Origin of the sequence: Streptomyces sp. NPDC001903 (genome assembly GCF_042891345.1) — a bacterium.
In the GTDB taxonomy this organism is placed as follows: Bacteria; Actinomycetota; Actinomycetes; order Streptomycetales; family Streptomycetaceae; genus Streptomyces.
This window is the reverse complement of sequence record NZ_JBIASZ010000029.1, coordinates 53,242-77,742: the sequence shown is the minus strand read 5'-3', so window position 1 is coordinate 77,742 and position 24,501 is coordinate 53,242. Positions and strand designations below refer to the sequence as shown.

Annotated in this window: 20 protein-coding genes and 1 tRNA gene; 11 read left to right on the top strand and 10 right to left on the bottom strand. The window is 72.4% G+C overall.

Annotated elements, in window-relative coordinates:
- Positions 1–62 precede the first annotated feature (62 nt).
- Positions 63–1,601 carry an MFS transporter gene (locus tag ACFYZS_RS38340; RefSeq protein ID WP_389023576.1) on the bottom strand — a complete coding sequence of 513 codons (1,539 nt, stop codon included), beginning with the start codon at positions 1,599–1,601 and terminating at the stop codon, positions 63–65.
- A gap of 93 nt (positions 1,602–1,694) precedes the next feature.
- On the bottom strand, positions 1,695–2,477 hold the full coding sequence (locus ACFYZS_RS38335) for a TetR/AcrR family transcriptional regulator (RefSeq protein ID WP_389023573.1): 783 nt from the start codon (positions 2,475–2,477) through the stop codon (positions 1,695–1,697).
- Positions 2,478–2,723: 246 nt separating this feature from the next.
- Here ACFYZS_RS38335 and ACFYZS_RS38330 point away from each other — a divergent pair, with 246 nt between their 5' ends.
- Both ACFYZS_RS38330 and ACFYZS_RS38325 read left to right on the top strand, forming a co-directional pair.
- Positions 2,724–4,001: a M6 family metalloprotease domain-containing protein gene (locus tag ACFYZS_RS38330; protein WP_389023570.1), complete on the top strand. Its 1,278-nt coding sequence runs from the start codon at positions 2,724–2,726 to the stop codon at positions 3,999–4,001.
- A 139-nt stretch (positions 4,002–4,140) separates the two neighbouring features.
- Positions 4,141–4,623 carry a RidA family protein gene (locus ACFYZS_RS38325; RefSeq protein WP_389023568.1) on the top strand — a complete coding sequence of 161 codons (483 nt, stop codon included), beginning with the start codon at positions 4,141–4,143 and terminating at the stop codon, positions 4,621–4,623.
- A 23-nt stretch (positions 4,624–4,646) separates the two neighbouring features.
- On the opposite strand, the gene ACFYZS_RS38320 is transcribed toward ACFYZS_RS38325, so the two are convergent.
- Positions 4,647–5,522, bottom strand: a complete 876-nt coding sequence (locus ACFYZS_RS38320; RefSeq protein ID WP_389023565.1) for an FAD binding domain-containing protein — start codon at positions 5,520–5,522, stop codon at positions 4,647–4,649.
- A 242-nt stretch (positions 5,523–5,764) separates the two neighbouring features.
- On the opposite strand from ACFYZS_RS38320, the gene ACFYZS_RS38315 reads away from it, so the two are divergent.
- Positions 5,765–5,837 (top strand) — tRNA-Arg (locus ACFYZS_RS38315).
- 65 nt (positions 5,838–5,902) lie between these two features.
- Here the strand turns inward: ACFYZS_RS38315 and ACFYZS_RS38310 are convergent.
- The 5 genes from ACFYZS_RS38310 to ACFYZS_RS38290 all read right to left on the bottom strand — a co-directional run bounded on the left by ACFYZS_RS38310 (position 5,903) and on the right by ACFYZS_RS38290 (position 12,350).
- Positions 5,903–6,532, bottom strand: a complete 630-nt coding sequence (locus ACFYZS_RS38310; RefSeq protein WP_389023562.1) for a sortase domain-bontaining protein — start codon at positions 6,530–6,532, stop codon at positions 5,903–5,905.
- A gap of 63 nt (positions 6,533–6,595) precedes the next feature.
- Positions 6,596–6,841 (bottom strand): hypothetical protein, encoded by a 246-nt coding sequence (locus tag ACFYZS_RS38305; protein ID WP_389023559.1) that lies wholly within the window; start codon positions 6,839–6,841, stop codon positions 6,596–6,598.
- A 317-nt stretch (positions 6,842–7,158) separates the two neighbouring features.
- Entirely contained in the window at positions 7,159–7,362 is a 204-nt protein-coding gene (locus tag ACFYZS_RS38300) for a hypothetical protein (RefSeq protein ID WP_351779666.1), read from the bottom strand.
- A 98-nt stretch (positions 7,363–7,460) separates the two neighbouring features.
- The gene (locus tag ACFYZS_RS38295) at positions 7,461–9,392 is read right to left on the bottom strand and encodes an MFS transporter (protein ID WP_389023556.1); all 1,932 of its coding nucleotides are present in this window, start codon (positions 9,390–9,392) and stop codon (positions 7,461–7,463) included.
- A 144-nt stretch (positions 9,393–9,536) separates the two neighbouring features.
- Positions 9,537–12,350 (bottom strand): hypothetical protein, encoded by a 2,814-nt coding sequence (locus tag ACFYZS_RS38290; protein WP_389023554.1) that lies wholly within the window; start codon positions 12,348–12,350, stop codon positions 9,537–9,539.
- A gap of 166 nt (positions 12,351–12,516) precedes the next feature.
- Here ACFYZS_RS38290 and ACFYZS_RS38285 point away from each other — a divergent pair, with 166 nt between their 5' ends.
- From ACFYZS_RS38285 to ACFYZS_RS38275, 3 genes are all read left to right on the top strand, one after another.
- On the top strand, positions 12,517–13,263 hold the full coding sequence (locus tag ACFYZS_RS38285) for a GPP34 family phosphoprotein (RefSeq protein ID WP_030865569.1): 747 nt from the start codon (positions 12,517–12,519) through the stop codon (positions 13,261–13,263).
- Positions 13,264–13,507: 244 nt separating this feature from the next.
- Complete coding sequence (locus tag ACFYZS_RS38280) at positions 13,508–14,392, top strand: helix-turn-helix domain-containing protein (RefSeq protein WP_389023551.1); 885 nt, start codon at positions 13,508–13,510, stop codon at positions 14,390–14,392.
- A gap of 211 nt (positions 14,393–14,603) precedes the next feature.
- Positions 14,604–14,816 carry a DUF397 domain-containing protein gene (locus tag ACFYZS_RS38275; protein ID WP_048474551.1) on the top strand — a complete coding sequence of 71 codons (213 nt, stop codon included), beginning with the start codon at positions 14,604–14,606 and terminating at the stop codon, positions 14,814–14,816.
- A gap of 150 nt (positions 14,817–14,966) precedes the next feature.
- Here the strand turns inward: ACFYZS_RS38275 and ACFYZS_RS38270 are convergent, their stop codons facing one another.
- Positions 14,967–15,818: a hypothetical protein gene (locus ACFYZS_RS38270; protein WP_389023548.1), complete on the bottom strand. Its 852-nt coding sequence runs from the start codon at positions 15,816–15,818 to the stop codon at positions 14,967–14,969.
- 131 nt (positions 15,819–15,949) lie between these two features.
- On the opposite strand from ACFYZS_RS38270, the gene ACFYZS_RS38265 reads away from it, so the two are divergent.
- The 3 genes from ACFYZS_RS38265 to ACFYZS_RS38255 all read left to right on the top strand — a co-directional run bounded on the left by ACFYZS_RS38265 (position 15,950) and on the right by ACFYZS_RS38255 (position 20,772).
- Positions 15,950–17,185, top strand: coding sequence for a PLP-dependent aminotransferase family protein (locus ACFYZS_RS38265; RefSeq protein WP_389023545.1), 1,236 nt, complete (start codon positions 15,950–15,952; stop codon positions 17,183–17,185).
- 193 nt (positions 17,186–17,378) lie between these two features.
- The gene (locus ACFYZS_RS38260; protein ID WP_389023542.1) at positions 17,379–18,161 is read left to right on the top strand and encodes an SDR family oxidoreductase; all 783 of its coding nucleotides are present in this window, start codon (positions 17,379–17,381) and stop codon (positions 18,159–18,161) included.
- Between the two features lie 49 nt (positions 18,162–18,210).
- Positions 18,211–20,772: a bifunctional FO biosynthesis protein CofGH gene (locus tag ACFYZS_RS38255; protein WP_389023539.1), complete on the top strand. Its 2,562-nt coding sequence runs from the start codon at positions 18,211–18,213 to the stop codon at positions 20,770–20,772.
- 67 nt (positions 20,773–20,839) lie between these two features.
- On the opposite strand, the gene ACFYZS_RS38250 is transcribed toward ACFYZS_RS38255, so the two are convergent.
- The gene (locus ACFYZS_RS38250; RefSeq protein ID WP_389023536.1) at positions 20,840–21,934 is read right to left on the bottom strand and encodes a tyrosine-protein phosphatase; all 1,095 of its coding nucleotides are present in this window, start codon (positions 21,932–21,934) and stop codon (positions 20,840–20,842) included.
- 290 nt (positions 21,935–22,224) lie between these two features.
- On the opposite strand from ACFYZS_RS38250, the gene ACFYZS_RS38245 reads away from it, so the two are divergent.
- Together ACFYZS_RS38245 and ACFYZS_RS38240 are read left to right on the top strand one after the other, a co-directional pair.
- Positions 22,225–23,544: an ADP-ribosylglycohydrolase family protein gene (locus ACFYZS_RS38245; protein WP_389023533.1), complete on the top strand. Its 1,320-nt coding sequence runs from the start codon at positions 22,225–22,227 to the stop codon at positions 23,542–23,544.
- Between the two features lie 73 nt (positions 23,545–23,617).
- Positions 23,618–24,478: a TIGR03619 family F420-dependent LLM class oxidoreductase gene (locus ACFYZS_RS38240; RefSeq protein WP_389023530.1), complete on the top strand. Its 861-nt coding sequence runs from the start codon at positions 23,618–23,620 to the stop codon at positions 24,476–24,478.
- Positions 24,479–24,501: the final 23 nt, after the last annotated feature.

Here is a 24,501-nt window from a genome sequence, read left to right as displayed (position 1 = left end):
CGTGCCGTTCGGGTTCGAACGGCACGGGGCCATCAGTCATTCCGGGGGTTCCCCGCGCCGCGTCAGTGGGCGATCACCGGGATCTTCACGTCGGCGTCGGCACCCGCGCCGTCACCGGAGGCGACCGGACCGCCGGCGCCGGGCCGGCCCGTGTTGATCAGCGTCAGGGCGATGGCGGAGCTGGCGACGAGGATGCCGACCGCCCACCAGATGGCGGAGGAGTAGCCCTCGACCATCGCCTGGGCCTGGATCAGCTTCGCCGCCGGGCCGCCCGCCGCGGCCTCCGCGGCGTGGTCGGTCAGGTACGCGGTGGTCGCCGAGGCGGCGATCGTGTTCAGCAGCGCGGTGCCGATGGCGCCGCCCACCTGCTGCGAGGTGTTGACCATGGCCGAGGCGACACCGGCGTCGGCCGGGTTCACCCCGTGCGTGGCCAGCGACATGGCCGGCATGAACGCCGTACCCATGCCCAGGCCCAGCAGGAGCTGCGCCGGCAGGATCAGCGCCGGGTACGAGGAACCGACCTCGAGCTGGGTCAGCAGCAGCATGCCGGTGGCGGCGAGCAGGAAGCCCGGGCCCATCAGCAGCCGGGGCGGGACCCGCGTCATCAGACGGGCACCGATCTGGGTGGAGCCCGTGATCATGCCCGCGATCATCGGCAGGAAGGCGAAGCCGGTCTTGACGGGCGAGAAGCCCTTCACGACCTGCAGGTAGTAGGTGAGGAAGAGGAACAGGCCGAACATCGCGATGACGGCCAGGCCGAGCGAGAGGTAGACACCGCCGCGGTTGCGCTCCAGCAGGACGCGCAGCGGCAGCAGCGGGGACTTCACGCGGGACTCGACGAGCACGAAGGCGGCGAGCAGCACCGCCGAGGCGACGAACATGGTCACGGTGAGGGCGTCCGACCAGCCGGCCGACTCGGCGCGGGTGAAGCCGTAGACCAGCGCGACGAGGCCGGTGGTCGACAGGATCACGCCGGGGATGTCGAGCGGCGCGCGGTTGCGGCCGCCGGCGGGCTCACGAATGATCATCCAGGCACCCACGGCCGCGATGATCGCGAACGGGATGTTGACGAAGAAGGTCCAGCGCCAGTTCAGGTACTCGGTGAGGAAGCCGCCGAGGATCAGGCCGACGGCGCCACCGCCACCGGCGATCGCACCGTAGATGCCGAAGGCCTTGGCGCGCTCCTTGGCGTCGGTGAACATGACGGCCAGCAGGGAGAGCGCGGCCGGGGCCAGCAGCGCGCCGAAGGCGCCCTGGAGGGCGCGGGCGCCCAGCATCATGGCCTCGCCGTTGGCGGCGCCGCCGAGCGCGGAGGCCAGGGCGAAACCGATGAGGCCGACGATGAAGGCGTTCTTACGGCCCCACTTGTCGGCGATGCGTCCGCCGAAGAGCAGCAGTCCGCCGAAGGCCAGCGCGTACGCGGTGATGACCCACTGGCGGTTGCCGTCGGAGATGCCGAGGTCGGTCTGGGCGGACGGGAGGGCGATGTTCACGATCGTCGCGTCGAGGACGACCATCAGCTGGGCCAGGGCTATGAAGACGAGTGCCTTCCAGCGACTGGGGTCGGCAGCCAGCGGCGCGGGCGCGGCTGTTTTTGACATGGGGGTACCCACTTACTGTGTGGAATGACTGAAATATGATCTTTAAGACTGATTAAGGCGGGTTTACGACGCTAGCGGGCGCGACCCGGGGCGTCACATGGTTTTCTGCCTCAGGTCCTCGAGGGTGGCCGCCTCACCCGGCAGTTCGGAGCGGGCCGGCGCCCGCAACCCGTCCAGGAACAGCTGGAGATGACGGTGGACGAACCCGTCCACCGCCATGCACGAGATGCCCGGCAACGGCCGGCTGAGCTGGGAGAGGGCGATCATCAGGTCGCCGACGCCGATGTCCGTCCGGACCAGCCCGGCTTTCTGACCTGCGGTCACGAGGGTCTCGACGGTTTCCGCCAAGGCCTCGCGGGCCGCGATGAGTTCGGGGTGCTCGCCGTCGAAGTCCCCGGCGAGCATGGGGCACAGGGCGCCGATCCGCTCGTCCGCCGCGGCGTGCGTGAAGCGGCACAGCGCGGCGAAGGCGTCCGGCTCCTCGGCGAGGGAGTCCTCGGCCTGGACGGTGACCCGCTCCATCACGAAGAGCACGACGTGGTGGACGAGGGCCGCCCGGTCGGGGAAGTGGCGGTAGAGGGTCGCGTTGCCGACGCCCGCCCGGCGGGCGATCTCGTCGAAGGGCGCGGCCGAGCCCTGCTCCACCAGCACCTCGCGCGCCGCCACCAGGATCCGCTCGCGGTTGCGGACGGCGTCGGCGCGCGGCCGCGGGACCGGGCCGGACGCCGAGACCGCCGGGGCCGACGCCGATGACGGGGCCGACGCCGAGGTCGACGCCGGGGCCCGGTCCACGCCGCCCGCGGACGCATCCGCCGACAGGTCCACGGCCGCCTCCGGGGCGGACAGGTCCGCCGCCGGGGTGGTGGGGCGCTTCATGCGAGGCCTCCCTGGGCCTGGGTCTCGTACCCGCCCCCCAAACGGGGAGTCGGTCCCCGCTTTGCGGGACTCCCGTACAAACGGGGAATGCGTCCCCGGTTATTTCACTCTCTTGTGTGACCTGGGTCACATCCCGGTTCCCGTTCGGACGCACCCGACGCGCGGGCGCGCCGCAGCCGACGGAGGGTGATCGCACAGAGCGCAGTCCGGGCCCGGCCGGCTGCCGCGGACCCGAAGGCGATCTCCATGCCGCAGACCCGCCACCGGATACGCAGACCACGCCGCGCCGGCGCGTACATCGGCCTGACCGTGCTGGCCCTCGGGATCACCGCCACCGCGAGCACCGGGATATCCAGCCGCGGCCACTCCGCGTCCGGGCCCGTGGCCACCAGCGCCGAGTCCGTACTGGCGCCCTGCCGGATCACCGGCGCGATGGGCGTGCAGATGTCCGAGGGACTGCCGACCCCTCCCGGGTACTCCCGCTCGACCGGCGAGGTCCGCGCGCTGAACCTGATGATCGACTTCCCGGACGCCAAGGGCGAGGGCACCGCGCTGGACCGGATGGCGGAGTTCTTCCCCCAGACCTCCGACTGGTTCCGCACCAGCTCCTACGGCCGGCTCACGTACCGGGCCGAGGCGCCGATAAGGACCTGGCTGCGGATGCCGATGCCGTTCGCCGCGTACGGGATCGAGCGCGGATCCGCGTACGAGCCGGGCTACCGGCAGCTCGTCGAGCACATCGCGAAGGCCGCCGACGCCGAGGTGGACTTCAGCCGCTACGACCTGGTCAACATCCTGGTCACGCCGAACGCCGGGCCGTCCGCCCTGGACACGGTGCTCTCGGTGACCTTCTCCGGCAACGCCGAGGCCCCGATGGCCGACGGCGTACCGCTCGCCAACACGTCCTTCGTCTACAGCCGCCAGGACGACGGCTCGGGCACCTACCGGGAGACCGGCTACCGGGTGCTCCCGCACGAGAACGGGCACGTCTTCGGGCTGCCCGACCTCTACACCTCCGACGGCGGGGGCACCGTCGGGCACTGGGACATCATGAGCGAGGACTGGGGAGCCAACAACGACCTGCTGGGCTGGCACAAGTGGAAGCTGGGCTGGCTGGACAGCTCGCAGATCAGCTGCGCCGCGAAATCCGGCGTCAGCGACCACACCCTGACCCCGCTGGCCGTGGAGGGCGGCACGAAGCTGGCCTTCGTACCGCTGTCGGAGACCGCCGGGTACGCGGTGGAGGTGCGCACCCAGGCCGGGAACGACGAGGCCGTCTGCAAGCCCGGCGTACTGATCTACAAGGTGGACTCCCAGGTGGACACCGGGCGCGGGCCCGTCACCGTCTCCGACAGCGCGATCGGCAGCGGTGGCTGCACCCGGCGGCCCAATGTGCACGGGGAGCTGTCGGACGCGCCGTTCCGGCCGGGCGAGACCTTCACCGACGATCAGGCCGGGGTCAGCATCTCGGTGGTGGGAGAGCTGCGCAACGGGAGCTTCCAGGTCCGGGTCACCCGCCCCTGAGACCGCCCCGCGACGAGACGACGAGCCGACGCGACCGATCGACCGATCGACCGGCCGACCGGCCGACGGACCGACCGAACGACCGACCGACCGACCGACCGACCGACCGACCGGACCAACGAGACCGAGGAGACACAGGATGACGAGCGGCACCCCCGAAGAGCGGCTCGCGGCGGCCGGGTTCACCCTCCCGAAGACCCTCGCCCCGCTGGGCGCGTACGTGCCCGCGCTGGTCAACGGGCATCACGTCTACACCTCCGGCCAGCTCCCGATGGTCGACGGCGCCCTGCCGCTGACCGGGAAGGTCGGGGCCGAGGTCACGGAGGAGCAGGCCAAGGGGCTGGCCCGGCAGTGCGCGCTGAACGCGCTCGCCGCGATCGCCTCGGTGGCCGGCGACCTGTCCGCCGTCAAACGGGTGGTCAAGGTGGTCGGCTTCGTGGCGAGCGATCCGCGGTTCACCGGCCAGCCGGGCGTGGTCAACGGGGCGAGCGAGCTGTTCGGCACCGCCTTCGGCGACGCGGGCATCCACGTCCGGAGCGCGGTGGGCGTGGCGGTACTGCCGCTGGACGCGCCGGTCGAGGTGGAGGTCGTCGTGGAGCTGCACACCCCGATGGGCGTCTGAGGACGGCCGGGCCGGGCCCGCGGTCAGGCGGCCGCGCCGCCGCGGTACTCCTCCCAGGTCCACAGGAGCTGGCGGCGGGCCAGCACGCCGACGGCGTGGCGGCGGTACGCGGCGGTGCCGCGGACGTCGTCGATGGGGTTGCAGGCGGCGGCCGCGAGATCCCCGAACTGCTTGGCGATCGACGGGGTGACGGCCTTGCGGGACTCCCAGAACCCGCCCTCGTCCAGGGCCGCGGCGAGGAACTCCTCGGCCGTCTTCGCCCGGACCGGCGTGGGCGCCGCCGAGCCGATGCCCGTACGGACACTACGGGTCCGCGGGTGCAGGGCGAGGCCGAAGGCGCAGACGGCGATGACCATGGCGTTGCGGGTGCCGACCTTGGAGAACTGCTGGGGCCCGTCCGCCACGCGGACGTGCACGGTCTTGATCAGCTCGTCGGGCGCGAGGGCGTTGCGCTTGACCCCGGTGTAGAACGCGTCGATCGGGATCAGCCGGGAGCCCCGTACGGACTCCGCCTCGACCTGCGCGCCCGCGGCGAGCAGCGCCGGGTGCGCGTCACCGGCCGGGGAGGCCGTACCGAGGTTGCCACCGACGGTGCCGCGGTTGCGGATCTGCGGGGAGGCGACGGTGTGCGAGGCGAGGGCCAGGCCCGGGAGCTGCACCCGCAGGTGTTCCATGATCTGCGTGTACGGGACGGACGCCCCGAGCCGTACGACGTCCTCGCCGGTCTCCCATTCGCTCAGCAGCCCGATGCGGTTCAGGTCCATGAGGTACTCCGGCCGGCGGTGGTCGAAGTTGATCTCGACCATCACGTCGGTGCCGCCGGCGATGGGCACGGCGGTGGGGTGCTCGGCCTTGGCGGCGAGCGCCTCCTCCCAGCCGGCGGGGCGAAGGAATTCCATGGGTGTCCCATCGACCGGCGCGTTCGCCCTCAAACCGAATCGGCCGGAATTCCCCCGGCCACGCGGCCAAGGCGGCCTCGGTGCGCGGGAATTCGGCTCGGGGCGTGCCGAACACCCCGCCGGGGAAGGCGTCCTCGCGCTGCCGGACCGGTGCGGGAGCGGCCGGTCTCGGCGCGTCCGGGGCGGGCGTCGATATGGAGGCGACCCCGCACCAGGCGATCCGCTAGGCTGTCAGCGGTCACGCCTTCGTAGCTCAGGGGATAGAGCACGGCTCTCCTAAAGCCGGTGTCGCAGGTTCGAATCCTGCCGAGGGCACATGGGAAAGGGCACCTGTCCGTTGGGCAGGTGCCCTTTTGCGTGCCCGGCCGCGGTGGTGGGGGTCAGGCGACCAGGTCGGCGTAGAAGATGACGTTGTTGGTGCGGTGGCCGTCCTTGATCTCGCCGCCGCAGGTGAGGAGGCGGAGCTCGGGGCGCGGGGTCTCGCCGTAGACCTTGTCGGTCGGGAAGTCCTTCTTGTTGACGTCCTCGATCTCGCGGATCTTGAACTTCGCGGGCCTGCCGTCCTCGCGCGGGACCTCGATCAGGTCGCCGAGCCTGATCTTCTTCACGTCCTTCATCAGCGCCGGGCCGTGCTTGGTGTCGAAGTGGGCGACGAGGACGGAGACGCCCTTCTCGCCCGGGGTCGCGCCCCCGGTCCACCAGCCGGGGTGGTTCGCGTCCGTGTCGGCGTCGGGGACGCCGAGCTCGCCGGTTGCGGCGTCCACCTTGAGGTCGACCATCTTCTTCGCGTTCACGCCCGCCGCGTCGATCTTCATGCCGGTCGGCTTCGACGGGGGAAGGGCCGTCGTCGCGGCGGCCACGGGGGCCGCCGCGGAGGCGTTGCCGACCTTGGGGTCCGGCGGGAGCTGGGCGGCGCCGGCGCCGCAGGCGGCCAGGGCGCCCGTGACGGACAGCGCCAGGGTCGTCGTCACGATCACGCGGCGCGTGCGGGGCATGAGGGTGCTGGGCATGGTGTTCTCCGGGCCGGGAAGGGCCGCCGGGCGGGTGCCCGGCGGCCGGGGTGTGGGCGGGGATCAGCCCTCGGTGCGGCGGCGGCGCAGCATCGAGAAGCCGAGGCCGGCGGCGCCCGCGGCGGCCAGGCCGGCGCCGCCCGCCATCAGCACGGGCCCGTCCGCGGAGGGCTTCACCCCTTGCTTGGCGGACGCGGCGGGCCCCGAAGGCGCGCCCGGTGCGTCGACGGCGAAGGCATGGGCGGTCGGGAGGGCCAGTGCGGTGATGGCACCGGCGGCGACGGCAGTGGTACGGAAGGTGGCGCGCATGGTGGTTCCCCTCAGGTCGGAGTCGCCTGTGGTCTCGGTCCGGCCGCCCACTTCGGTGTGGTGGGTGGTGTGGTGGTGCGGCCTGGCGACAAAACCGACATTACGAGGGTCATGTTTTGGTCATCCGTCGGCAATGTAACGGTTGTCCGGACGCTTGGACGCGGCCCCGTGAAGGACCAAAGTCCCTGGTGAGGGGCGTACGAAGGCAAGCGACAGCCCTCCCGGCCGAAACCGGGAGGGCTGTCGGTGAAGCGACTGCGTCATACGTCGCGAGTCATACGTCGCGAGTCATACGTCGTGAGTCACGGGTCGCGGGATCAGCTCAGGCCTCTGCTGCGCTCGCCGATGCGGTCACCCTGCGGGGTGCCGGCCCGCTTCAGGGCCGCCTTCGTGTGCGCTCCGCCCTTGACCTTGCTCCGCACGAGACCGTCGAAGCCGTGGCCTGCCGGACGCGGCGGCCGATCCGGCTCCTGGGCCTGGAAGGCCTCTCGGAAATCCTGCCTCTGCTGCTCTTTGCTCATCCCGTCGTCAACTCCCTCGGGAAGCACCCAATCGGACTATTGGGATGGTATGCAGATATGCGGAGCAACGCACCCGGACCGACCGTAAAAACTCCCGATCAAGGACGCGGCGGAGCCGGGCGCTCCAGCGGCCCCGCCAGCCACCGGGTCAGCTCCTCCGGGCACGGCGTCCCCCGCGGCAGCTGGTACTTCGCCGCCACCCGGTACACCCCGGGCCCCGGCGCCAGCAGCTCCGTCCACACGTCGCCCGCCGGGTCCGGGGCCGCTTTGAACAGACACCCCGCCGTGTTCGCGTACTCCTTCTCCAGCGTGCCCGAGCCGCCGCCCGCGCCCCCGCCGCGCGCCTTCGAAGCGAACGTCTCCTGCGGCGGCGGCACCGGCTTGCCGGCCCCGTCCACCAGCCCCAGCCACGGCGAGTGCGGGATCCGCACCAGCACCCGCCCGGCCGCCTTCACGTCCACGACCAGCTGGTCCGCGCCCGCCCGCACCACCGTGGCCGGCCCGGACACCAGGTCCGTCGGCCGGTCCACCTCGAACAGCCGCCAGTTCCGGTCGCCCCACACCTGCCGGAGGTACGGCAGCCCCTCGCTCACGAGCTTCGCCTCGTCCTCGCCGCCCGAATCGGGTTTGTCGGCCGGCAGCACCACATAGTGCACGGCCCAGCGGTCCAGCCACTCCCGGTAGCTCGCCGCCGTGAGGGTGTCGTCGTAGAAGAGCGGGTTCCGCTCCAGGTCCGCCTGCCGGTTCCAGCCGCGCGCGAGGTTCACGTACGCGGGGAAGGCGGAGGACTCGCGGTGGCTGCTGGCGGGGACCACCTCGACCCGGCCGCGCTCGGCGCCCGCCTTCTTCAGCTGGTCGACCAGCGGAGCCAGCTCCCGGTTCCAGGCGGCCACCGGGGTGGTCCGGACGATGTCCGTGATGCTGTTGGCGGTGATCCACACGTTGATGCCGACGAACGCGAACAGCACCGCGTACCAGTGCCGGCTGCGCGGGACCGCGTACGGGAGGGCCGCGAGCAGCACGGCCCCGCCGAACAGCATGACCAGCCGGGTGACGTTCGAGCCGACCTGCGAGTCGATCGCCCAGGTCAGCAACACCCCGAAGGCGTACACGGCGGAGGCGATCCGGACGGTCTTCCACCGCTTCGGTACGAGGAACAGGATCGCCAGCCCGAAGAGGAACGGCGGCGCGGCCGAGCCCAGCTTCATCGGCTGCGTCCCGGAGAACGGGAACAGCCAGGCCGACAGCCCGACGACCGCCACCGGGGCGAGGCCCAGCGCGTACGCCCCCGGGCGCCGCCCGCTCAGGAACAGCGCGGCCGCGATCACTCCGAGGAAGAGCCCTGCGACCGGGCTGGAGGCGGTCGCGAGCCCGGCCAGCGGGGCCGCCACGGCCGCCTTGGCCCAGCGCCGCTCCGCCCATTTGCGGGGCCAGCAGAAGACGGCGGCGACCGCACCGAGCGCGAACATCGCGCCGAGACCGAAGGTGACCCGGCCGGACAGGGCGTTGCAGAGCAGCCCGTACACCCCGGCCAGGGCCGGCCACAGCGGCTCGCGGACGGTGCCCCGGCAGCGGGTCAGGATCAGCGCGAGCAGGCCGGCCGAGACCGTGCCGGCGACCATCATCGTGGTCCGCACGCCGATCATGTACATCACGTACGGGGACACCACGCTGTACGAGACGGGGTGCATGCCGCCGTACCAGGCGAGGTTGTACGCCGAGTCCGGGTGCCGGCCGACGAACTCGGCCCAGGCGTCCTGCGCGGCGAGGTCGCCGCCGCTGTTGGCGAAGCTGAAGAACCAGATGACGTGCAGGAGGCCGGCCACGGCGGTGGCGACGAGCACGGGGTGGCGGCGGAGCAGGCCGAGGGAGCGGGAGGCCAGGGAGGCGGTCGCGGCCGGGGCGGCCGGAGCGGCCCCTATGCCGCCGGGCGCCGCCTCGGGCAGGTCACCGGCGCCGGACGCACCGGATCCGCCGGCGGCCGCCGGTGCACTCCGGTCGCCCTGGCTCTGCTGCTCAGCGGTGGTCACTGCACTACTCCCCGGATTCCCCGGACTCCCCGGGTTCACCGGAGCATCGATCGAACTTCTGCTTGCCGTTCCCGGCTCGCTAGACGCGCGGCGGCGCCCCGGGGTTGCCCGGGGCGCCGGAATCACGCGGTATGGCGAGGGCGATCAGCCGACACGGGTCAGTTTGCTGCCGATGCCCGGCGCGGCGAGGTCGCTCTGCAGCGCCACCGGCACCTTCACCTGGCTGGCCCCTTCACCGACGGTCAGCACACCGATCTCGGTGCCCGCCTTCGCCGTCTGCGGCAGCTTTCCGTCCCCGGTTCCGAGCTTGACGTTGACGGTGAGCGACGGCCAGCCGACCGCCTCCACGTCGGCGGTCGCGACGACCGGGGTGTGGCCGCCGAGACCGTCGTCCACGTACCCGACGACGTCGCCCTTCTTCACGACGGGCGCGTTCACCAGCATCTTCTGCGTGGCCAGCATGACCTGCTTGCTGGCCGCGATCGCCGTGTCGAGGATCGGGACGCCGTACTGGCCGAGCACCGCGCCGACGATCAGCTGCCTGGTCTTGCCGACCTGCTTCTCGGCGGCGAAGAGCAGGTTGCCGCCGGCCTTGGTGGTGGAGCCGGTCTTGATGCCGAGCGCGCCGTTGCCCGGGATGAGGGTGTTGTAGTTGCGCCACTTCTTGCCGTACTGGTCGGTCCATTCCGGCAGCTTGGTGATCGCGATCAGCTCCGGCATCTCCACGACCTTGAGACCGAGCTTGACCTGGTCCTCGGCGGTGCTGACCGTCGTCGCGTCCAGGCCCGAGGGGTCCGTGTACGTGGTGTTGGCCATGCCGAGTTCCTTGGCGGCCTCGTTCATCTTCTTGACGAACGCCTCCTGGTCGCCGCCGGAGTCCCAGCGCGCGAGCAGCCGCGCGACGTTGTTGGCCGAGGGGATCATGATCGCGGCGAGGGCGTCGTACTCCGAGATCTTGTCGCCGGCCTTGAGGGTGCCGACCGTGGACTCGCCCTCGGAGCTCTTGGCGCCGTCGTCGACCGCCGTCTGGTCGATGTCGATCATCGGACCCTTGTCCCCCTTCTTGAGGGGGTGGTTCTTCAGGATCACGTACGCCGTCATCGTCTTCGCGACGCTGCCGATGGCGACCGGCTTCTGCTCGCCGAAGCTGCCGACGGTGCCGAGGCCCGCGGCGGCCATGTAGGCCTGGCCCTCCTTCGGCCAGGGCAGGACCGGGTTGCCGCCGTCGAAGGTGTACGAGGACTTCGCGGTCATCGTGAGCTTCGGCTCGGGCAGGGGGCGCACGAGCTGGACGACGGCCAGGACGATCGCGAGGAGCGCGACGAGCGGGGCGTAGATCTTGAACCGCCGCACGGCCGTGCGCATCGGGCTCGGCGGCGGGGGCGGGTTGTTGGTGAGGTCCGCGAGCATGTCGAGCGGCGGCTTGGGCGGCAGCGGCTGCTGCGTGGTCCGCTCGGTCCGCTCGGGTACGGGGGCCGGGGCCGGCGCGGGTGCCGCGGGGGCCGCCGGGGCGGATCCCGCCGCCGCGGCCGCGGGCTTCGCCGGAGCCGGGGCGTCGTCCTTGCGCAGCGGTACGAACGTGCTGGCCCGCTCCCCGCCGACCGCCTTCGGCGGCACGGGCCGGGAGGCCGCGGGCTTCTCCGCGGCCGGGGCGGACGTCCTGGCCTCCGGCTTCACGGCCCGGAACACCGCGGTCCGCTCGCTGTCCGCGGCCTCGTCGGAGCGCTTGCCGTCGGAGCGCTTGCCGTCGGAGCGCTTGCCGGCGCCACCGGCCCCGGCATCCACCTTCGGGGCCCGGAACACGGCGGTGCGCTCGCTGTCCCCGCCCTCGGGGTCCTTGGCGTCGGCCGGCTTGGCGTCGGCGGGCTTGGCGTCGGCCGGCTTGGCGTCGGCGGGCTTGGCGTCGGGGGCCTTGGCGTCGGCCGGCTTGGCCCCGCCGGAACCGCCCGCGGCGGCCGCCTTGGCATCGCCCGAACCGGAACCGGTGGCGGAGCTCCGCTCGCCGTCGGCCGGCTTCCCGGCGGCGGGAGCCGAAGCACCCGCACCGCTTCCCGGCTTCACCGCACGGAACACGGCGGTGCGCTCGCTGTCGTCCGCGGAAGCATCGGCCGCGGGGGCCGAAACCGGCTTCGAAGGGGACGGTGCCGGACCGGAACCGGAACCCGCGGCAGCGGAGTCCGAAGCACCCCGGGCCGGGGCCGCGTCCGGGCGCACGGCGCGGAAGACCGCGGTGCGCTCACTGTCGTGCGCCGGCGCCTTCCCAGCGGTCGGCCGGTCCGCGCCGGACACCGAAGCGGAATCCACATCCTTGCCCGCGGGAGCCGAACCCGGCTTCCCGGCCGAGCCATCGGCAGCAGCCGGCTTGTTCGCGCCCGACGCCGAATCGGCGTCCGGGCGGGCGGTTGCGGACGGCTTGCCGGCGTCGCCGGAACCTGCGGCCGGGACATCGGCGGAGGCCGAAGCGGAATCCGCCGCGGGGGTTCGCTCACCGGTGGCCGGCTTCGCGGTGGCGGACGCCGAGGCGCCCGTAGCGCTCCCCGGCCGCACGGCCCGGAAGACCGCGGTGCGCTCGCTGTCGTGCGCCGTCGGTTCGGGCGAAGCATCGGCTTCGACTTCGGCTTCGGCTTCGGCTTCGGCTTCGGCGGCGTCCGCATCCGCCGTGGCCGGATCCGCGACCGACTCCACCCGTCCGGAGGACTCGGCCTCGGCCCCGTCCTCGGTCCCGGCGCCGCCCTCGCCTTCGTCCTCGGTCGTGGCAACCCACGCCGCCACCGCGTCGCGCAGCGGATCCCGCTTCTCCCCGGAAGGAGCGGCAGGGGTCGCGGACTCGGGTTCCCGCGGCCGGAACACCGACAGCCTCGGGTCACGCTCCGCGGAGGACATCGCCGCCCCCGGCGCTCCTTCATCAACCGACTTGTCGGGGGACTCGCCCGCCACCAGTTCCTCCTCGATCGCCACCACGTCCGGCTGTCCGAATGTCTAACAGTGTCCCGTCTAGGGGGCATCGCCCCCGTGCTAGACGAGAACGACATAGTTGCCAGTTCCCCCACAAAGCGACCACGCGCTCTCGACAGATGAATGTGAGAGGCGTCACCCTGTCACTCATCCACGCGGGGAGGCATGGATGGGCAGGAGCCGCAGAACAATTCCGGAGGAGCTTCTGCTGCTCGCTTTGGACCCGACCACGGGTACCACGGCGCAGCCGCAGTCGCTCGACCTCGGCCTGGCCGGGGCACAGCTAGTAGAGCTGGCTCTGGCAGGACGGATAGCCCCTGACGGGGATCGTATCGCCGTGGTGATGCCACGGCCGACAGGAGATCCGACTCTGGACTCCGCACTGGAACTGCTGCGCAGGCGCGGCAGCCCGGTACGGGCCGTCCACTGGATCGGCGGACCCCGGCTGGGGCTCCGCCAGATTTACCTCGCTCATCTGGAGCGTTGCGGCATGGTGCATGCCGTCGCGGGCCAGATGTGCGGAGTGCTGCCGACGACTCGCTACCAGGCGACCGACACGGCGATCAGCCGGGAGATCCGTGCCCGGCTCGACAGTGCGATCCGCACCGGCGTACCGCCGGACCCGCGGACCGCGGCGCTCGCCGCACTGGCCCACGCGGTCGGACTCGGCAAGCACCTGTACCCCGGCAACGAGGGGCGGTCGTCCAGGTCCCGGCTGCGGGATCTGATCCGGCACGACCCGATGGGCGGTCTCGTGGCGCACGCCGTCATGGACGTCCAGAACGGTGTGGCTGCGCAGCCGCGCCGTGACCGCGCACCGGCGGCGCCGCCGCCCGCCCGGGCCACGGCGAACGGCGTTCCGCTGCAGGCGCGCCGGACGGGCGCGATGGCCCGCGCCGGTGTGGCCGCGCACTGACACGACCCGATCCGACCCGATCCACCCGTTCCACCGAACCGCCATCGCCGCAACCGGCATCCCCGATGACCCGGTTCGGGAGCCGCCAGCGCGCGGGATGGCGGGGCCGGTCCGCCGGCTCCGCCATCCCGCGCGTCTGCATTTCCGGGCCGTTCTCCGGCGCCGCCCCGCCCTTCGGTGGCAGTCTGCTCACCATCAGACACGCAGAGAGACAGAACCAGAAGAAGGCGGAGGTGCCGTTCAAGTGGCGTCCAATGTCAATCCCACCGTCCGACGCCGCCGACTGGGCATGGAGTTGCGCAAGCTCCGCGAGGACAAGGGCATGACGGCCGAGCAGGTCGCCGAACGCCTGCTCGTCTCCCAGTCGAAGATCAGCAGGCTGGAGAACGGCCGCCGTTCCATCAGCCAGCGCGACGTCCGCGACCTGTGCGACGTGTACGAGGTCGAGGACCGCCGGCTCGTCGACTCCCTCATGCAGATGGCCAAGGACTCCCGCCAGCAGGGCTGGTGGCACGCCTTCGGCGACATCCCGTACAGCGTCTACATCGGCCTCGAGACCGATGCCGCCAGCCTGCGCACCTACGAACCCCAGATGGTGCCCGGCCTGCTCCAGACCCCGGAGTACGCCCAGGCCCTCATCCGCGGCGCGCTCCCCGAGACCGCTCCGGCCGACGTCGAGAAGCGCGTACAAGTGCGCATGCACCGGCAGAAACGGCTCTCCGAAACGGACAACAACAATCCGGAAGTCGGGCCGTTGCGGCTGTGGGCGGTCATCGACGAGGCCGCGCTGCGCCGGCACGTGGGCGACCCGCAGCTGATGATCAAACAGCTCGAGTACTTGATAGAGCAGTCCGAGCAGCCGTACATCACCGTTCAGGTGATGCCGTTCTCGATGGGCGCCCACCCGGGCGTGAACGGCCAGTACGCGATCCTGGAGTTCCCGGACGCGTCGGACTCGACGGTGGTCTACATCGAGGGCGTGACGAGCGACCTGTACCTGGAGAAGGCGAACGACGTCCAGAAGTACAGCGTGATGTACGAGCACCTGCGGGCGCAGGCCCTCAACGTGGAACAGACGCGCCAGTTCATCGCCGAGATCATCGATCAGTACGCGGGCAGGGGGAGGTAGGTAAAAGGGGAGGAAACCGGGCAGGTGGCGAGGGGGGCCGGTACGGTACACCGTCGATCCCCGGCCACAGAAGTCCTGAATGGAATATGCCACTCGGTCGGGTGAATGACCCCTTCACCCGTCGAGAGGTGCCGGTAGCGTCGATCACGTCGGTCAGAGAAGCGAAATGGCCGACACCTCACTGGCACAACTCGCTGAACCGGAGAGAAACATGGCTATTCGTCAGGGCGCCACGGACAACTGGATCAAGTCCTCCTACTCCGGCGGAAACGGCGCTTGCGTCGAGGTCAAGTCCCCCGTCGTGGAGGCCATCGCGGTCCGCGACTCGAAGGTGCAGGACGGTCCGTCCCTCACCTTCGCGCCGGGTTCCTGGACCTCCTTCGTCGCCGACGTCACCGAGGGCCGGCTGGGACGCCTCGCCTGAACGTCACGGCGCACGGCCCCGCCGCCCCCTCCTCTGCATCACGCGCAACAACTGCACCACTTGCACCACTGACTGAAGCCCTCTCGACTGGCCCGCCGTCCCGGCCGAGGGGGCTCGGCCATGTCCGGAACCGGACCCCGCCGTCTCCGGCTAACGGAGCTCCGCCACGTACCGGTCGGTCCCCGGCACCGTCGGGATGAACGGCGCCACCAGCTCCACCCGCCCGAGCCCCGCCTCCGCCACCTCGGCGTCCAGCCCCCGGAACCGGTCCCAGCAGGTGCGCGGATCGGCTTCCAGGAACCACAGCAGCGTCAACCGGGTGTCGACCCCCTCGACCTGCTTGACGTACGTCATCCGGTCACCGGGCAGCGGGGTCGGCCGGAAGACCGTCACCATCGCCGCGGGCGAGCCGTGCAGCCGCTTCGACAGGGCGCGCGAGCGCAGCCATTCCAGCAGCTCCGCCCGCTGTTCGGGGCCGTCGGCGTCGATGACCTGGAGGACCAGGCCGGTGTACGGGTGGTCGAGGGCGTGGAAGTCCCGGGGGCCCGCGGCCCCGTCGCGGTAGACCGTGGCCTCGTGGTCCTGGAAGGCCGTGAAGACGTGGGTCCGGTCCTGGTAGACGCGGCCGTCCCGGTTCAGCCGCTTGTTGATCCCGACCGTCCACTTCATGTGCTCGTCGTAGCGGCCCTCGGTGACCCAGTACGTGGAGATGTAGCACCCGGCGGTGACGGGCTGGGCGACGGCCGATTTCTCCGGGTAGCGCAGTTCCTGGAGCTCGCGGGTGGCGACCCAGCGGCGGCCCGCGTACATCCAGGGCATGGCCATGGCCCCGGCGTAGTAGTGGTCGTCCTCGTACCAGCGGTTGTACGCGTACTCGTGGCCCGGGTGCGGCTCCACCATGGTGATCAGGGCGTGGCCGGGGCGGACCCCGTACGGGCCCACCGCCGCCAGCTCGGCGTAGGCCTCGGGGCGGGTGTCTTGGCTCTGGCGATCCGTCGTCATGCCGAACGGTCTAGCTGATGACACGTCAGAAGGGGAGGGGGTGTGCGGTGTTCCACCCCTCGACATATAGGTGTCGCATACATCTTGATGTGGCTAGGATGCGCGCACCCGCCTCCCCCTAGGAGCCCCCCGTGCCGTCTTCCACGCCCTCCCCCGCCGCCGCGCCCGCGTCGCCGCCGCCCCCTTTCGCCGCCCGCGCCACCGCCGTCGCCGGGTCGCCGATCCGCGAGATCCTCGCGCTCACCGCCCGCCCGGGGGTGATCTCCTTCGCCGGCGGCCTGCCCGCGCCCGAGCTCTTCGACACGGAGGGACTGCGGGCCGCCTACGACGCCGCGTTCGCGGAGTCGGCCGTCCGGGCACTCCAGTACTCGACCACCGAGGGCGCGCCGGAGCTGCGCGAGGCGGTGGCGGCGCGGGTGAGCTCCCGGGGGCTGGCGACCTCCGCGGAGGACCTGGTGGTCACCACGGGGTCGCAGCAGGCCCTCACCCTGATCACCTCGGCGCTGGTGGAACCGGGCGACGTCGTCCTCGTCGAGAACCCCACGTACCTGGCGGCGCTCCAGTGCTTCGGGCTGGCCGGGGCGCGGGTCATACCCGTGCCCTGCGACGGGGAGGGCATCCTGCCCGACGCGCTGGAGGAGATCGTGGCCCGCGAGCGGCCCAAGCCCCTCTACTCGGTGCCCACCTTCCAGAACCCCACCGGGCGCACCCTGCCGGGCGCCCGGCGGGCGGCGGTGGCGCGGATCGCGGCACGGCGCGGGCTGTGGCTGGTGGAGGACGACCCGTACGGGGAACTCCGGTTCGAGGGGGCCGAGGTCCCGTGGCTCGCGGCGCACCCGGGGGTGCAGGACCGTACGGCACTGCTGGGGAGCTTCTCGAAGGTCATGGCCCCGGGGCTCCGGCTGGGATGGCTGCGCGCGCCGCGGGAGCTGCGGCGGGCGGCGGCGGTGACGAAGCAGGCGGCGGACCTGCACACGTCGACCGTGGACCAGTTGGCGGCGGCCCACTACCTGCGCACCGCCGACCTCGACGCGCACATCGGCGCGGTGCGCGCGGCCTACCGGGAGCGGCGCGACGCCCTGCTCGCGGGGCTGGGCGCGGCCCTTCCGGAGGGCTCGACCTGGAACCGGCCGGAGGGCGGGATGTTCGTGTGGGCCCGGCTGCCGCAGGGGTACGACGCGGCGGACCTGCTGACGGCGGCGGTCGCCCACGACGTGGCGTTCGTCCCCGGCGCCCCCTTCTACACGGGCGCCCCGGATCCCCGCACCCTGCGCCTGTCGTTCACGACGCACACTCCGAAGGAGATCGGGGCGGGCCTGGAACGACTGGCGGCGGCGGTCGCCCGAGTCGACCCCGGCGGCGCCTGAGGCGCCGGGACGCAAAGAACGCCGGGGACGCCGGGATGCGGCGGACGCCGGGATGCAGCGGACGGCGGGACGCAGAGGGCGCCCGGGACGCCGGGGACGCCGGGGACGCCGAGACTCCGGGGGCTTCCCTCCGCGGGCCGGAAGCCCTAGCCTGACGGGCCGTCAGATACATCCCTCGCCGGGAGGCACGCACATGCTGCTGCAAGGGAAGACCGTCATCGTCTCCGGCGTCGGGGCCGGGCTGGGCCACCAGGTCGCCGCCGCCGTCGTACGGGACGGCGGCAACGCCGTGCTCGGCGCCCGGACCGAGGCCAATCTGGCCAAGTCGGCCGCCGAGATCGACCCCGACGGGACGCACACGGCCCACCTGCCCACCGACATCCGCGACGAGGGACAGTGCGCGGCGCTCGCCGCCCTCGCACAGGAGCGGTTCGGGGGCGTCGACGCCGTCGTGCACGTGGCCGCCTGGGACTCGTACTTCGGCGGGCTCGAAGACGCCGACTTCGGGACCTGGTCGCAGATCATCGACGTCAACCTGCTGGGGACGCTGCGGATGACCCGCGCCTGCCTGCCCGCCCTCAAGGAGCGCGGCGGGTCCGTGGTCATCGTCGGCACGCAGTCGGCCGTGGCCGCGCCCAACGAGGTGCAGCAGGCGGCCTACGCCGCCTCCAAGGGGGCGCTGACCTCCGCCATGTACTCCATGGCCCGCGAACTCGGCCCGCACCGGATCCGCGTCAACACGGTGCTGCCCGGGTGGATGTGGGGGCCGCCGGTGCAGGCGTTCGTCACCTTCACCGCGCACACCGAGGGGGTTCCCGAGGCCGAGGTGCACCAGCGGCTGACCGAGCGGATGGCGCTGCCCGACCTGGCCACCGACGGGGACGTCGCCGACGCCGCCGTGTTCCTCGCCTCCGACCGGGCACGGGCGATAACCGGCCAATCCCTGCTGGTCAACGCCGGTGAGCTGATGAGATGACGGATCGCAGCCCCCTCGGCGGCCGGGCGTCGGATCGTATGCTCACCGCATGACTCCGACCGACAACGCGATGCGCAGGGCGCTCCGGCGGGCCCGCGACGGCGTCGCGCTCGACGCGACCGAGGCGGCCGTACTCCTCCAGGCGCGCGGCGCGGACCTCGAAGACCTCGCCGCCTCCGCCGCCCGGGTCCGCGACGCCGGCCTCGCGGCCGCCGGACGGCCCGGCGTCATCACGTACTCGAAGAGCGTGTTCATCCCGCTGACGCGCCTGTGCCGGGACAAATGCCACTACTGCACCTTCGCGACCGTCCCCGGCAAGCTCCGCCGGGCCGGCCACGGGATGTACATGTCCCGCGACGAGGTGCTCGACATCGCCCGCCGCGGCGCCGCGCTGGGCTGCAAGGAAGCGCTCATCACGCTGGGCGACAAGCCCGAGGACCGCTGGCCCGAGGCGCGGGAGTGGCTGGAGGCCCAGGGCTACAGCGACACGATCTCCTACGTACGGGCCATCTCGATCATGATCCTGGAAGAGACCGGGCTCCTCCCCCACCTGAACCCCGGCGTGATGTCGTGGGCCGACTTCCAGCGGCTCAAGCCCGTCGCGCCCTCGATGGGCATGATGCTGGAGACCACGGCCACGCGCCTGTGGTCCGAGCCCGGCGGCCCGCACTTCGGCTCCCCCGACAAGGAGCCGGCCGTCCGGCTGCGGGTGCTGGAGGACGCCGGGCGGTCCTCCGTCCCCTTCACGTCCGGGCTGCTCATCGGGATCGGGGAGACGTACGAGGAGCGCGCGGAGTCCCTGTTCGCACTGCGCCGGGTCGCACGCTCGTACCACGGCATTCAGGAGCTGATCATCCAGAACTTCCGCGCCAAGCCGGACACGGCGATGCGCGGCATGCCCGACGCCGAGCTGGACGACCTCGTCGCCACGGTGGCCGTCGCCCGGCACATCATGGGCCCCTCCGGCTGCCTGCAGGCGCCGCCCAACCTGGTCGACGGGGAGTACGCGCGGCTGATCGGCGCCGGCATCGACGACTGGGGCGGCGTCTCGCCGCTGACCCCCGACCACGTGAACCCGGAGCGACCCTGGCCGCAGATCGACGCACTAGCCGAACAGTCCGCGGCGGCCGGCTTCGAGCTGCGCGAGCGGCTGTGCGTGTACCCGGAGTTCGTGCAGCGCGGCGAACCGTGGCTGGATCCCCGGCTGCTGCCGCACGTACGGGCGCTGGCCGATCCGGCCACCGGCCTCGCCGATCCGGACGCCGAGGTCGTCGGGCACCCCTGGCAGGAGCCGGACGAGGGGTTCGGCGCGTACGGGCGCACCGACCTGCACGCCACCATCGACACCGAGGGCCGCACCGGGGACCGGCGCGAGGACTTCGACCACGTCTACGGGGACTGGGAGGCGCTGCGCGAGGCGGCCGCCCCCGGCATGGTCCCCGAGCGCATCGACACCGACGTACGGGCGGCGCTCGCCCAGGCCGCCGACGATCCGACGAAGCTGACCGACGCCCAGGCGCTGGCGCTGCTGCACGCGGACGGGCCGGCGCTGGACGCCCTGTGCCGGATCGCGGACGACCTGCGCAAGTCGGTGGTGGGCGACGAGGTCACGTACATCGTCACGCGGAACATCAACTTCACGAACGTCTGCTACACCGGCTGCCGCTTCTGCGCCTTCGCGCAGCGCCGCACGGACGCCGACGCGTACACGCTGTCCCTGGACCAGGTCGCCGACCGGGCCGCCCAGGCCTGGGACGTGGGCGCGGTCGAGGTGTGCATGCAGGGCGGCATCCACCCGGACCTGCCGGGGACGGCGTACTTCGACATCGCGCGCGCGGTGAAGGAGCGGGTGCCGGGGATGCACGTGCACGCCTTCTCGCCGATGGAGGTCGTCAACGGCGCGACGCGGACGGGGATGTCCGTACGGGAGTGGCTGACGGCCGCCAAGGAGGCCGGTCTGGACTCCATCCCGGGCACGGCGGCGGAGATCCTGGACGACGAGGTCCGCTGGGTGCTGACCAAGGGCAAGCTGCCGACGGCGGACTGGATCGACGTCGTCACGACGGCGCACGAACTGGGGATCCGCTCCTCCTCGACCATGATGTACGGGCACGTGGACCAGCCGCGGCACTGGCTGGGGCACTTCCGCACGCTGGCCCGGATCCAGGAGCGGACGGGCGGCTTCACGGAGTTCGTGACGCTGCCGTTCATCCACACCAACGCGCCGGTGTACCTGGCGGGCATCGCCCGGCCCGGCCCGACGGTCCGCGACAACCGCGCGGTGACGGCGATGGCCAGGATCCTGCTGCACCCGCACATCACCAACATCCAGACGAGCTGGGTGAAGCTGGGTGCGGAGGGCGCGGCCGAGATGCTGCGGTCGGGGGCGAACGACCTCGGCGGCACGCTGATGGAGGAGACCATCTCCCGGATGGCAGGGTCGAGTTACGGCTCGTACAAGTCCGTACGGGACCTCATCGCGGTGGCGGAGGCCGCGGGCCGGCCCGCGAAGGCCCGTACGACGCTGTACGGGGAGGTGCCGCGGGAGCGCCAGGAGGCGGCGCGCTCCTCGGACGGGCACCTGCCGGAGCTGCTGCCGGTACTCGACTAGGAGTACGGGAAGGGCCCGGCCGGGGGAACGCTCCCGGCCGGGCCCTTCGCCGTGCGGCGGGGGGGGATCAGCCGACGAGGAGGTCCTTCTTGAGCTGCTTCAGCTCGCGGGCGTCGATGCCGAGCCCGTCCTTCAGGTAGTGGTCGAAGGTGCCGTACTTGGCCTTGACCTCGTCGTAGCCCGAGTTCAGGTACTCGGCGCGGACGTCGAGCATCGGCTTGTAGACGGCGGCCTGCGGGGCCGGCAGGTGCGACAGGACGGCGTCGTTGGCGGCCTTGCGGTAGTCGTTGCTGGCCAGGTAGTCGGCCATGACGGTCTCGCCCGGCACGCCGAGGGCGGTCAGCAGGGTGGCGTTCGCCCAGCCGGTGCGGTCCTTGCCCGCGGTGCAGTGGAAGAGGACGGCGCGGTCGCGGTCGCGTTCCATGCCCTCGAAGACCTGGCTGTACGCCTTCTTGCCGCCCTCGCCGCTGACCATCGCCTTCTCGGCGTCGACCATGGCCTTGACGGCCTCGTCGGGGGACTTCGGCAGGGCCTGGAAGGAGCCGGAGCCCGCGAAGACGTCGGCGACGGTGTACTTGGCGCCGGCCGGGACCTTGTCGGGGTCGGTGGTGCGCTCGCTCTCCATGCGGAGGTCGAAGACGTTCTTGACGCGCAGGCGCTGGAGCTTGGCCAGGTCGGCGGCGGTCAGCTTGTCGAGGGCGTCGGAGCGGTAGATCTCGCCCATCTTGACCCACTGGCCGGTGGTGGTGCGGTAGCCGCCCGCGTCACGGAAGTTGACCGCCCCTTCGAGCTTGATGAGGCGGTCGGCGAGGCGCAGGCCCTCACCGCGGTCGGGCTCGAAGTCGAACCACTGGCGGTCGGCGGCGGGCAGCCCCGACACCACGGCCGTGCCCTGGGCGCCGCCCTTGGCGACGACCTTGCCGTTCGCCTTGATCTCGACCCGCTTGGTGCCCGGGGCGTTCCACTTCAGCGTGAACCGACCGTCCGCGCCGGCGGTGACGGTGGCCTCGGTGAAGGGGATGGAGGTGCGGCCGTGGTGGTGGCCGACCCAGGGCAGGTCCCAGCCGGTGGAGGCCGAGGCGGCGGTGGCGGCGGGGGCTGCGACCAGGGAAGCGGTGAGCGCGGAGGCGACGACGGTCGCGGCGAGGAGTGCCTTCTTCATGCCCTTGAGGCTGTTGGCCGCCGGAGAACTCTGCATGAACGAGACATGGCCTGAAACGACCGACTCCAAGGCGAGTGGCAAAACGTGCCACCTACTGATCAAGGCGCGCCACCTGGGTATCTGGTCGTCGTTTCGGACCGGATGTGAACGAGATGTCGAGGGATCGTCATACGGATTCCAGCCGTTCTGCGCATGCGCAGGGCTTCCTGGACGCCCTGGTTCCGGATTCGATCGGACGTGTCCATTACAGTGCGCGCCAGAGCATGCCGGGGCGGGGCAGGGGGATCGCGATGGACGACACGACGACCGGAGAACACTCCATACCGGCCGGCACCGAGCCCGGGGTCCGGGCCGATGCCGCCGGCGCGCCCCGCATCGCGGGCGGGGCCGCGGCCGCCGCCGGGATAGCGGCCCGCGTCGGGCGCGCCCCCGAGACCGCGGGCGGCGGCGCCGCGCGACCCGGCGGAACGCTCGGCGGGCGGACCCGGGTCGTCACCGGACTCTGGGGCCGGGCCGAACAGCAGGACTTCCGCAGCCGCGTCCGCGGCGCGCTCCTCGGCACCGCCGTCGGCGACGCCCTCGGCGCCCCCGCGAACGGCCTCTCCCTCGACGCCATCCGCGCAGCACACGGCCCGCAGGGCCTGACCGGGCCCGCCCCCGGCCCGTACGGGCCCCGCGGCACGGTCACCGCCGCCACCCAGCTCACCCTGTTCACCGTCGACGGGCTGATCCGCGCCCACGTACGCCGGGACACCGGCGCCTGGCACCCGCCCACCGACATCCACCGGGCCCACCTGCGCTGGGCCGCCACCCAGCACGACTGGGGCCCCGACGAGCGCCGCAAGGACAACGGCTGGCTCGCGCAGCAGGAATGGCTCTACGCCCGCCGCGGCCCCGACCGCGCCTGCCTCACCGGCTTCGCCGACGACGTCCTCGGCACCCTCGACCAGCCCAAGAACCCCACCGCCCGCGACGCGGCCGCGGCCGCCCGCTCCGCCCCCTTCGGCCTGCTGGTCGGCTGGGAGCCCGGACTGGTCCTCCAGCTCTCCACCGAGTGCGCGGCGCAGAGCCACGGCCACCCCGCCGCGTACCTCACCGCCGGGGCCTTCGCCGTCATCGTCCACGGCCTGACCCGCGGCGACTCCCTCGACGCGGCCGTCCAGCGCTCCCTCGGCCTGCTCGGCGCCCGCCCCGGCCACCAGGCCGTCACCGACGCCCTCCAGCGCGCGCTCGCGGCCGTCCCGCAGGGCCCGCCCTCCGCGGACGCCGTCGCGGCCCTCACCCCGGGCGACGGCCGCGAAGCCGAGAACGCCCTCGCCGTCGCCGTCTACTGCGCACTCGTCGCCGAAGACATCCCGCACGGCCTGCGCCTCGCCGTCAACCACGGCGGCGACTCCACCGCCGCCGGCGCCCTCTGCGGAGCCCTGCTCGGCGCCCTGCACGGCGAGACCGCCCTCCCGGGCGCCTGGCTGGCCGACCTCGAAGGACGGGCCGCCCTCCTCGAAATCGCCGACGACTTCGCCCTCGAAATGACCCAGGGGCCCTCCCTGCACGGCCCCCACGTCTCCTCCCCCGGCTGGCAGGCCCGCTATCCCACCGGCGCGAGCTGACGCCCCCTCAACAATCCGGCGCGCAGGCCGTAGCGTGGCCCTCCACCGAAGAGCCACGGAGGTGCCCCCAGCCATGCGGATCGCCACGACCATCTTCCTGACCGACCACACCGTCTCCCCCGTCCGCCTCGCCCGCGCTCTGGAGGAGCGCGGGTTCGCCGGGCTCTACCTCCCCGAGCACACCCACATCCCCGTCGCCCGCGACACCGCCGCACCCATGGGCGGAGACCTCCCCGAGGCGTACGGGCGCACCCTCGACCCCTTCGTCGCCCTCGGCCAGGCCGCCGCCGTGACCGCGCGGCTCGCCCTCGGCACCGGCATCACCCTCGTCACCGAGCACGACCCGATCGCCCTCGCGAAGCAGGTCGCCACCCTCGACCACCTCTCCGGCGGCCGCTTCACCCTCGGGATCGGCTACGGCTGGAACGTCGAGGAGGCCGCCGACCACGGCGTCGAGTGGCGCACCCGCCGCGAACTGGTCCGCGACCGGATGGCCCTGATGCGCGCCCTGTGGGCCCCGGAACCCACCGCGTACGTGGGCCAGTTCTCCTCCGTCCAGGCCAGCATGGCCCACCCCAAGCCGGTCCTGCCGCCGCGCGAGCTCGGCCCCGGCCACCTCCTCCACGGCCCCCGCACCCTTATCGGCGGCTCGGCCGGCCCGAAGCTCTTCGCGGCCATCGCCGACCACGCCGACGGCTGGCTCCCCATCGGCGGGGGCGGGCTCACCGAGTCGCTGCCGGTGCTGCGCGAGGTCTGGGAGACCGCGGGCCGCGACCCGAAGACCCTCCAGGTGGTCCCGTACGCGGTCCACCCGAACCCGGGCAAGCTCGCCCACTACGCCGACCTCGGCATCGAGGAGGTCGTCGTCCAGCTCCCGTCGGCGCAGGAGGCCGAGGTCCTGCGCGCCCTGGACGACTTCGCGCAGTACCTCTAATTCGTTCGACGCGGGCGCACGGC